Source organism: Kutzneria sp. NPDC051319, assembly GCF_040682195.1.
Taxonomy (GTDB): Bacteria; Actinomycetota; Actinomycetes; order Mycobacteriales; family Pseudonocardiaceae; genus Kutzneria.
Genome location: NZ_JBFBAM010000141.1, coordinates 1 through 9315, shown reverse-complemented (window position 1 = coordinate 9315; position 9315 = coordinate 1). Strand labels below are relative to the sequence as shown.

General features: G+C 71.3%; 8 protein-coding genes. 5 read left to right on the top strand and 3 right to left on the bottom strand.

The window, feature by feature from the left end; all coding sequences use genetic code 11:
- Positions 1 to 94: 94 nt before the first annotated feature.
- Positions 95 to 826 carry a G1 family glutamic endopeptidase gene (locus AB0M73_RS49310; protein ID WP_363907083.1) on the bottom strand — a complete coding sequence of 244 codons (732 nt, stop codon included), beginning with the start codon at positions 824 to 826 and terminating at the stop codon, positions 95 to 97.
- A gap of 103 nt (positions 827 to 929) precedes the next feature.
- On the bottom strand, positions 930 to 2273 hold the full coding sequence (locus tag AB0M73_RS49305; protein ID WP_363907081.1) for a PucR family transcriptional regulator: 1344 nt from the start codon (positions 2271 to 2273) through the stop codon (positions 930 to 932).
- A 79-nt stretch (positions 2274 to 2352) separates the two neighbouring features.
- On the opposite strand from AB0M73_RS49305, the gene AB0M73_RS49300 reads away from it, so the two are divergent.
- The 5 genes from AB0M73_RS49300 to AB0M73_RS49280 are packed head-to-tail and all read left to right on the top strand — an operon-like array spanning position 2353 to position 8509.
- Positions 2353 to 3744: a sodium:solute symporter gene (locus AB0M73_RS49300; protein WP_363907079.1), complete on the top strand. Its 1392-nt coding sequence runs from the start codon at positions 2353 to 2355 to the stop codon at positions 3742 to 3744.
- Positions 3741 to 4685 carry an agmatinase gene (gene speB / locus AB0M73_RS49295; RefSeq protein ID WP_363907077.1) on the top strand — a complete coding sequence of 315 codons (945 nt, stop codon included), beginning with the start codon at positions 3741 to 3743 and terminating at the stop codon, positions 4683 to 4685. The genes AB0M73_RS49300 and speB overlap by 4 nt, the downstream gene beginning before the upstream one ends.
- Positions 4686 to 4696: 11 nt before the next feature.
- A complete protein-coding gene (locus AB0M73_RS49290) occupies positions 4697 to 6313 on the top strand; it encodes a thiamine pyrophosphate-binding protein (RefSeq protein WP_363907087.1) in 1617 nt (538 codons plus the stop codon).
- Complete coding sequence (locus AB0M73_RS49285) at positions 6298 to 7713, top strand: gamma-aminobutyraldehyde dehydrogenase (protein ID WP_363907075.1); 1416 nt, start codon at positions 6298 to 6300, stop codon at positions 7711 to 7713. The genes AB0M73_RS49290 and AB0M73_RS49285 overlap by 16 nt, the downstream gene beginning before the upstream one ends.
- A 40-nt stretch (positions 7714 to 7753) precedes the next feature.
- A complete protein-coding gene (locus tag AB0M73_RS49280; RefSeq protein WP_363907073.1) occupies positions 7754 to 8509 on the top strand; it encodes a class I SAM-dependent methyltransferase in 756 nt (251 codons plus the stop codon).
- A gap of 14 nt (positions 8510 to 8523) precedes the next feature.
- On the opposite strand, the gene AB0M73_RS49275 is transcribed toward AB0M73_RS49280, so the two are convergent.
- Entirely contained in the window at positions 8524 to 9261 is a 738-nt protein-coding gene (locus tag AB0M73_RS49275) for a class I SAM-dependent methyltransferase (RefSeq protein ID WP_363907085.1), read from the bottom strand.
- Positions 9262 to 9315 lie beyond the last annotated feature (54 nt).

Genomic DNA, 9315 nt, shown 5'->3' with positions numbered 1-9315 from the left:
GCGATGGGCCGTTCATGCTGGGATGGACGCCTTACCCGCGTTGAACGAGGGTAAGGCGTCCTTCCCTGCATGAAGGGGTGTCCGAAAGCGACGGTCAGACGTGCTTCCAGGTGCAGGTGAAGGCGGTGCCGCCGGACAGGCCCGACACGGCGTCCTTGGTGGTGCCGCCGCTGGCCTGGGTGATCGGATCGGCGTTCTGGCTGCCGATGGCCTTGCCGTTGGCGGTGGCGTTGGCGAAGTTCACGCTGCCGAAGTCGGCCAGCGGCAAGGTGCCGTTGGAGTCCGACGGAGCCTCGGCGATGATCTCGGCGCTGGCCAGCTTGGCCGCCGAGTAGGTCTTGTTGACGGTGTGGCTCCAGCCCCGGGTGGTGTCGGAGATCTTCAGCGTGAACTTGCCGCCGGTGGTCTCGGTCACCGACGCCGTGAAGTGGTCGCCGGGGCTGACGGTGTCGCTGAAGTTGACCGGGTAGGCCGGGTACATCTCGTACCAGGCGTAGTACTCGGCCCGGCCGTTGATGTAGTCGACCTCGGTGCCGAGCTGCTCGACGGAGTTGCTGCCGTCGCCGTCGATGCCGACCCAGAAGCTGGAGTAGGCGTCCTGGGAGGTGGCCTTCACCGACGGCTGCACCCAACTGGCCGACACGCTGGTGAACTTGGCTCCGGTCACGGCGTAGCCGGCCCAGTTGCCGCTGGTGCTGTGGGACAGGCCGTGGTTGAGCGGCTTGTGGATGTGGGGCGCGGGGGCGGCGGTGGCGGCGGGAGTGGCCATACCGAGCATCGCGAGCGGGGCGAGCACGGCGATGGCGATACGCAAACGCGTGTTCACGACAGGGGTCTCCTCCGGCAGGGGTGTGAAAGCACTGCACGGCAACGCTAGGGAGACGACCCCGCCGACAGAAGCGGGAAACCCCTTGGCCCCTACCCTCGATTCAGTCAGACCAGCGCAAAGCGAACCAAAGGTCCATGCGCCGCTGGACATCGGCCAGGTCGATGTCCAGTTCTCGTGCCACCACACCGATCCGGTGCCGCACGCTGTTGCGGTGCACACCCAGCTCGACGGCGGTGCGGTCCCAGTTTCCGTTGCAGGCCAACCAGGTCCGCACAGTGTCCAGAAGTTCGGGTCGAGCGGCCAGCGGGGCCAGCAGGTCCCCGGCGAATCGGGCGGCGGCGTCCGGATCGACCAAAGCCGACACGCCGTCGGCCGCGGTCACGGGCCGGCCGATGGCGACGGCACGGTCCAGCATGCGACCGGCTTCCCGGTCAGCGGCAGGCAGATCCACGACCCGAGCCGGGGAGCTCACCGCCAGCAGCCAGCCGGCTGCCTGCGCCGCAACAACATCCGGCGAAGTCGTGACGACAGCGCGCAATTCGACGCCGTCGACGTCCACCAGCGCCGTGCCGAGGTCGATATCCGTGCCGCCAGCGGACTTCCGGCGGCCGCGTACCACACGATAGCCGTCAGAAGAGTCCTCGCCGACCAACATCTTCGTGACCGAACGACCGTCGGCCCGCTCGGCCAAAGCCAGCAGCGCCAAGGCAACCGCGATGACCGCACGGTCGGTCACGGAGAACGGCCGCCGGGAGCCGACCACCAGAACCTGCCCCGACTCGACCGGATATCCGACGACATGCCACGCCCCGAGCTCCGTGGACGCGCTGCGCGGACCGCTGCCGGCTCGAAGCCGTGACGCCAACTCCGCGACCACCGGATCGACATCGGCGATCCCGGCCTTCGCGACCACGGCGTCGCCCAGCAACACGCACCACCAGTCGGCGAGCTCGGCCAGCGTGGTCACCACGGCCCGCACGGGATCGGGCCGCAGCGCGGCACGGGTCAACGCCGCCTGGGCCTCGGACAGCCACCGCAGCTCCGCGTGCTCGGCCTCGGCCAGCGCCACGCCCACGGCCTGGCTCACGGCGAGGAACGGCGTCGACGGCGGCAGCGCCAGCAGCGGCAACCCGTGCCGCACGCACGCCTCAACCAATTCGGCCGGCACATCGTCGTACACGGGCGTGACGCCGAAGCCCAGCGCCTGCACGCCCGCGGCGACCAGCCCGCGCACGTACCCATCGACGTCGGAGGGGAAGTTCACGCCCGCGGTCAGCAGCAGCTCCCCGCCCAGCAGGTACGGCACCGGATCCCGCAGCTCGCTGACGTGCGCCCACCTGATCGGGCGGTCCAGCTGGTCCGATCCGGTGAGCACGGCCAGCCGCAGCTCCGGCCGCCGCACCAGCACGCCGAGGGGAACCGTGGACGTTCTGCCCTGGGACATGGCACGAGATTGTGCACTTCGACCACAGCGGGCGCACGCGATCGCTTCCTAGGGTGACCTGAACGACAGGAGGAAGCCGATGGCTCTCGATTACGCGGTGATCGCGGCGTACGTGCTGGGCATGCTCGGCGTCGGCTGGTGGGGCCTGCGGCGGGCCACCACCCGCAGCGACTACCTCGTCGCCGGCCGCCGCCTGGGCTGGGCGATGTACTCCGGCACGATGTCCGCGGTGGTGCTGGGCGGGGCCTCGACCATCGGCGGAATCGCGCTGGGCTACCAGTTCGGCATCTCCGGCGCGTGGCTGGTGTTCACCATCGGCCTGGGCATCCTGGCGCTGTCGGCCTTCTTCGCCCGCCGCATCGTGCGGCTGCGCGTCTACACCGTCCCCGAGATGCTGGACCTGCGCTACGGCGGGTCGACCAGCATGGTGTCCGGGGTGGTGATGTGGGGCTACACGCTGATGCTGTCGGTGACCTCCACCATCGCCTACGCCACGGTCTTCGAGGTGCTGTTCGGCCTGCCCAAGGTGGGCGGCGTGATCATCGGCGGCGTCATCGTGGTGCTGTACTCGGCGTTGGGCGGCATGTGGTCGATCACCCTGACCGACATCGTGCAGTTCGTCGTCAAGACGGTAGGCATCCTGCTGGTGCTGCTACCGACGGCCCTGATCGCTGTCGGCGGCTTCGGCGGCCTCCAGGCCAAGCTGCCGGCCGGCTACTTCGACATCGGGTCCATCGGCAGCGGTCGCATCGTCACCTACCTGCTGATCTACGTGTTCGGGCTGCTGATCGGCCAGGACATCTGGCAACGCGTGTTCACGGCACGGACGCCGCGGGTGGCCACCACCGGCGGCCTCACCTCGGGCCTGTACTGCCTTGTCTACGCCGTCGCCGGCGCGCTGATCGGCAGCGCCGCGAAGGTGCTCTACCCGAACCTGCCCAAGCCGGACGAGGCCTTCGCCACGATCGTCACCGGCCTGCTTCCCGCCGGCCTGCGCGGGCTGGTGCTGGCCGCCGCGCTGGCGGCGATGATGTCGACCGCGTCGGGGGCCCTGATCGCCTGCTCGACCGTCGCCCAGAACGACATCCTGCGGCGTGGTGGCGTCCGGGCCAACCGCGTCGCGACCCTCGTCCTGGGGGTCCTGGTGATCTTGATTGCGATCATGGTCGACGACGTGGTAGCCGCCCTCACCGTGGCCTACAACCTGCTGGTCGGGGGCCTGTTGGTGGCGATCATCGGCGGCCTGCTCTGGAAGCGTGGAACCCGGGTCGGGGCCATGGCCTCCATGATCGCCGGCGCCGCCACCGTCATCGCGTGCATGCTGACTTTCGGCCTGCTCGCCGACCAGCCCATCTACTACGGCCTGCTCGCCGGCTTCGTCGTGTACGTGGCGGTCAGCCTGGCCACCCCGCGCACGGCGGCGTCCGTGCTGCACACCTGGGAACAACGACTGGCTGGAGTGTCCGCATGACCCCGATCGGCCCGATCGACTCGTCCGTCGTCCCGCGCTTCGCGGGCCTGGCCACGTTCGCCCGGCTGCCCCGCGTCGACCAGGTCGGCCGGGCCGATGTCGCCGTGGTCGGCATCCCGTTCGACTCGGGCGTCTCCTACCGCCCGGGGGCGCGGTTCGGGCCGGCGGCGGTGCGCGAGGCGAGCCGGCTGCTGCGGCCGTACCACCCAGGCCTGGACGTGTCGCCGTTCGAGCGGGCGCAGGTGGTCGACGCGGGCGACATCGCGGCCAACCCGATGGACATCCCGCAGGCCATCGACACCATCGAGCGGGCGGCCGGTGAGCTGCTGGACAGCGGGTCGCGGCTGGTCAGCATCGGCGGCGACCACACGATCGCGCTGCCGCTGCTGCGGGCGCTGTCGCAGCGGCACGGACCGGTGGCGCTGCTGCATTTCGACGCGCACCTGGACACGTGGGACTCCTACTTCGGCGCTTCCTACACGCACGGCACCCCGTTCCGCCGGGCCGTGGAGGAGGGCGTGCTGGACACCTCGGCGCTGTGCCACGTCGGCATCCGAGGGCCGCTCTACAGCCGCTCCGACCTGACCGGCGACAAGGAGCTGGGCTTCGGCATCGTGACCTCGGCCGACGTCATGCGGCGTGGGGTGGACGAGGTGGTCGGCGGCCTGCGAGAACGCATCGGGGACCGGCCGCTGTACGTGTCGGTCGACATCGACGTGCTGGATCCGGCCCACGCGCCCGGCACGGGGACGCCGGAGGCCGGCGGCATGACCAGCCGCGAGCTGCTGGAGATCCTGCGCGGCCTGGCCGGCACGAACCTGGTGTCGGCCGACGTGGTCGAGGTCGCCCCGGCCTACGACCACACCGAGATCACCTCGATCGCCGCCTCGCACGTGGCCTACGACCTGGTGTCGCTGCTGGCGATGGGGGTGTCGGCGTGACGCGCCCAGATCTGTCGCGGACCGGGGCCGATCTGGTCGTGGAGACGCTCAAGGCGCTCGGCGCGGACACGGTGTTCGGCGAGCCGGGGCAGCACGCGCTCGCCCTGTTCGACGCGCTGCGCCGCTCCGACCTGCGCTATGTCGGCAACCGCACGGAGCCGTCGGCCGCGTTCGCCGCCGACGGCCACGCGCGGACCACCGGTCGGGTGACGCCGCTCGTCGTGTCAACGGGCCCTGGCGCATTGCTCACGTTGGCCGGACTACATGAGGCAGTCTCATCTTCTTCGCCGGTGCTGGGCATCAGCAGCCAGATCCCGTCCGACGGCCTCGGCGGACGGCGGCGCGGTTACCTGCACGAACTTCCCGACCAGCAGGCAAGTTTCCGCGATGTGGTGAAGTCTGTTCACATGGCACGCACCGCGGCGCAGATCCCGGCGGCGCTGGCCGAGGCATGGCGAATCGCTTCGACGGCGCCGACCGGCCCCGTATGGGTGGAAATTCCGCAGGACGTGCTGGCCGGCCCGACCGTCCAGCCGCCCGTGGTCACAGTGGACGCCGAGCCCGCAACCTTGCGCCCGCAAGCAGAACTGGTCGCCGAGGCGGCAAAACTGCTCGACGCCGCCGAGCGGCCGGTCATCCTGGCCGGTGGCGGCGTCGTGCGGGCCGGAGCCCAGGAAGCGTTGCTGGCGTTGGCCGAACGCCTCGGCGCGCCCGTGGCCAGCACGTTCGGCGGCCGTGGCGCGTTCCCGTGGGAGCACCCGCTGTCGCTGCGGTCGTGGCTGGAGGACCGGCACACCACGGAGTTCTTGGCCTCGGCCGATGTGTTGCTGGTGGTCGGATCCGGCCTCGGCGAACTGTCCACGAACTACGGCACGTTCCGGCCGGGCGGGCAGGTCATCCAGGTGGAGGCCGACGCGACACGGCTGGCGGCGAACTACCCAGCATTGGGGATCCACGCCGACGCGGGGGAATTTCTGTCCGAAGTTGTCAAACACATTGCCGTGCGGGACCGACCTGCGCCGGACACGGCCGGCCTGCTGGCCCGCGTGGAGGCGCGGCTGGACGGGCAGTCGCTGGCGTTAGAGCGCGACACTCTGGCCGCCATAAGGGAAGCGCTGCCGGACGACGCCCCGAGTTTCTGGGACATGACCATCCTCGGCTATTGGGCCTGGTCAGCCTGGGACCCACGGTCCGGCGGCATGCACACGGCGCAGGGTTCCGGCGGCCTCGGCTGGGCGTTCCCGGCGGCCGTCGGGGCGGCCGCCGCGGCGCGCGGAAACCGGCCGGTGTTGGCCGTTTCCGGCGACGGCGGGGCCATGTACGGACTCGCCGAACTGGCGACGGCGGCTCAGCACAAGCTGCGCGTCACGTGGTTGATCGTGGATGATGGAGGGTATGGGATTCTCCGCGAGTACATGGACACCCCGTACGGAACCGAGCTGACCCGCCCGGACTTCGTGGCGCTGGCCAGGTCGTTCGGCGTGTCGGCGACCCTGAGCAGTCCGGCCTCGCTGGCGTCCGACATGATCAACTCGTTGGCGGTCGACGGCCCGAGCGTCGTCGTGCTGCCCGCGGTGTTCAGGATGTTCGCGCCGACCCACCAGGAGGTGCAATGGCGCACAACGTGATCAACGGTGAGCGACTGTCCGGTGTGGACGGTTTTGCGGCCGACCTCGTCGACCCGGCAACGGGCGAGGTCAGCGGCAGCGCACCCATCTCCGGACCGTCCGATGTGGACAAGGCCGTGCGGGCCGCCGACGCGGCGTTCCGGAGCTGGCGGCGCAGCACGCCCGGCGACCGGGCCAACGCCCTGCTCGGGTTGGCTGCCGCCATGGAGGACAACGCCCAGCGGCTGGCCGACGCCGAGTGCGCGGAGACCGGCAAGCAGTGGCACACGGTGCTGGACGAGGAGATCCCGGCCGCGGTGGACGCCCTGCGCTTCTTCGCCGGCGCCGCCCGCAACCTGGAGGGCCGGGCCTCCGGCGAGTACGCGACCGGCCTGACCTCGACGATCCGGCGGGAGCCGGTCGGCGTGTGCGCGCAGATCACGCCGTGGAACTACCCGCTGCTGATGGCCGTCTGGAAGATCGCCCCGGCCGTCGCCGCCGGCAACACCACCGTCGTCAAGCCGGCCGAGACCACCCCGACCAGCACAGTGCTGCTGGCCGAGCTGGCCGGCGAGCACCTGCCGGCCGGCGTGGTGAACGTGATCTGCGGCGACCGGGAGACCGGCCGTCTACTGGTCGAGCACCCCGTGCCGGCGCTCGTCTCCATCACCGGCTCGACCCGGGCCGGCATCCAGGTCGCCGCCGGCGCCGCCGCCACGCTCAAGCGCACCCACCTTGAGCTGGGCGGGAATGCTCCCGTCATCGTGTTCGACGACGTCGACGTGACCGACACCGCCGAGAAGATCGTCGGCGCGGCCTTCTACAACGCCGGGCAGGACTGCACCGCCGCCAGCCGCGTCCTCGTCCACGCCGACGTGCACGACGAGCTGGTCGACGCCCTGACCAAGGTCGCCTCCGCCCAGCGCACCGGCCGTGGGCCGCGCGAGGCCGCCGACTTCGGGCCGCTGAACAGCCAGGCCCAGCTCGACCGGGTCTCGGGCCTCCTGTCGCGGCTGCCCGCCGAGGCCGTCGTGCACTGCGGCGGCCATCAGGTCGGTGACCGGGGCTTCTTCTTCGCGCCCACCGTGGTGTCCGGCGTTCGCCAGGACCACGAGATCGTGCAGGAGGAGGTGTTCGCGCCGGTCATCACCGTGCAGTCGTTCGCGTCGGAGGAGGAGGCCGTCGAGCTGGCCAACGGCGTGCCCTACGGCCTGGCCTCGTCGGTCTGGTCGGACAACCACCGGCGGGTGCTGCGGGTCAGCTCCGCCCTGGACTTCGGCTGCGTGTGGGTCAACACCCACGGGGCGCTGGTGTCCGAGATGCCGCACGGCGGGTTCAAACAGTCCGGCTACGGCAAGGACCTCTCCGGCTACGGCTTCGACGACTACACCCGGGTGAAGCACGTGATGAGCGCCGTCTGAGCCCTAGCAAACCGTACGTCCGTACTGTTACGGTGCCGGCATGACGGACGCCACCACACGCTTCGGCGGATTCGCGCAGGAGTACGACCGGGTTCGGCCGCGCCCACCGGCCGAGCTGGTCGACCTCATCACCCAGTGGGCCGGCCTGTCCGAGCCCGAGGTCGTCGACCTGGGCGCCGGCACCGGCCTGTCCACCGCCCTGTGGCCGGACGCCTTGGGCGTCGAGCCCGACGCCGGCATGCGCGCCGTCGCCGCCGCCCGGGGCGTTCGCGTCGTCGACGGCACCGCCGAGGCCACCGGCCTGCCCGACGCCTGCGCCGACATCGTCACCGCCGGCCAGGCCCTGCACTGGTTCGACCCCGCCCGCACCTATCCCGAGATCGCCCGCATCCTCCGCCCCGGCGGCGTCTTCGCCGCCTTCGACTGCGACTGGCCGCCGACCGTCGACCCCGAGTGCGACGCCGTCTACCGCGAGGTCGAGGCCCACTACCGCGTGCTGGAGGTCCGCCACCACGTCCGCCCCGCCTACGCCGACAAGCCCGACCACGTCGCCCGCCTCCGCGACTCCGGCCTCTTTCGCCACGTCACCGAGGTCGCCCTGCACTCCCGCGACACCGGCGACGCCGCCCGCTTCGTCGACACCCTCCGCAGCCAGGGCGGCGTCCGCGCCCTGCTCGACCGCGGCCTCACCGAGGACGAGATCGGCCTCACCCGCCTGCGCGAGGTCGCCCAGCGTCGTCTCCCCCACCCCCGCACCTGGTGGTGGACCTACCGCGTCCGCCTCGCCGCCGTCTGAATCCCGCTCAGGGTTCAGGCCCCCGCGCGATACACCCGGTACGAGATGACCCGCTCGTGTTCCACCGGCCGGTCGGGCTCGAAACCGGAGCTCGCCAACACCTGCTCGGCCACGGCCTGGAGCGGGGTCAGGTCCTGGCCGGGGAGCCAGGCGTAGGGGTGCGAGGCGGCGTCGAGGACAACCTGGCGCGGGGTGTCGGTCTGGGGGAAGCGGACCTCGACGACCTCGCCGGGGCCCAGCACGGAGTCGACGTCGTCGTAGCCGGAGGGGCCGTGGATGTGGTGGGCACCCTGGAGGCCGAGGCGCTGGCCCTCGGAGAAGACGGCGTCACGCAAGGGGGAGAGCTCCGAGGCGAACATGCGGCCGCCGAGGGTGACGGCGATGGAGCCGCCGGGGCGGACGACGCGGCGGGCCTCAAGCAAGGCGAGGCGCCAGTCGGAGACGTGGTGGAGGACGCGGGCCAGGTGGACGCCGCCGAGGGACTGGGTGGCGAAGGGCAGGGCGCAGGCATCGCCGAGGACAAAGGGAAAACCGATGGCTTCGGGGCCGCGGAGGTCGACGGCATCGAGCAGCACCAGGTCACCGAGGACAGCGGCACCGGGGCCGGCGGGCGCGCCGCCGAGCTGGGTGGCGGCCTGAGCGAGTGCAGCGGCGATCGTGCCGGTGCCGCAACCCACGTCGAGGGTCAACCCGGGCAGGAAACGGCGAAGCCGCCCGTAGAGGTCACGGGCGGCTTCGGCCGGTACCGGCATCACGTCGGCAACACCGCGTCGTCGCCCCGGTGCCTGGACCGCGGGCATTTGTCG

Bases quoted from the DNA above. Each gene is read 5' to 3' on its own strand.
- AB0M73_RS49280 (WP_363907073.1), top strand. From the start codon at position 7,754: ATGACGGACGCCACCACACGCTTCGGCGGATTCGCGCAGGAGTACGAC.
- speB (WP_363907077.1), top strand. From the start codon at position 3,741: ATGACCCCGATCGGCCCGATCGACTCGTCCGTCGTCCCGCGCTTCGCG.
- AB0M73_RS49285 (WP_363907075.1), top strand. From the start codon at position 6,298: ATGGCGCACAACGTGATCAACGGTGAGCGACTGTCCGGTGTGGACGGT.
- AB0M73_RS49275 (WP_363907085.1), bottom strand. From the start codon at position 9,261: ATGCCGGTACCGGCCGAAGCCGCCCGTGACCTCTACGGGCGGCTTCGC.
- AB0M73_RS49300 (WP_363907079.1), top strand. From the start codon at position 2,353: ATGGCTCTCGATTACGCGGTGATCGCGGCGTACGTGCTGGGCATGCTC.
- AB0M73_RS49305 (WP_363907081.1), bottom strand. From the start codon at position 2,273: ATGTCCCAGGGCAGAACGTCCACGGTTCCCCTCGGCGTGCTGGTGCGG.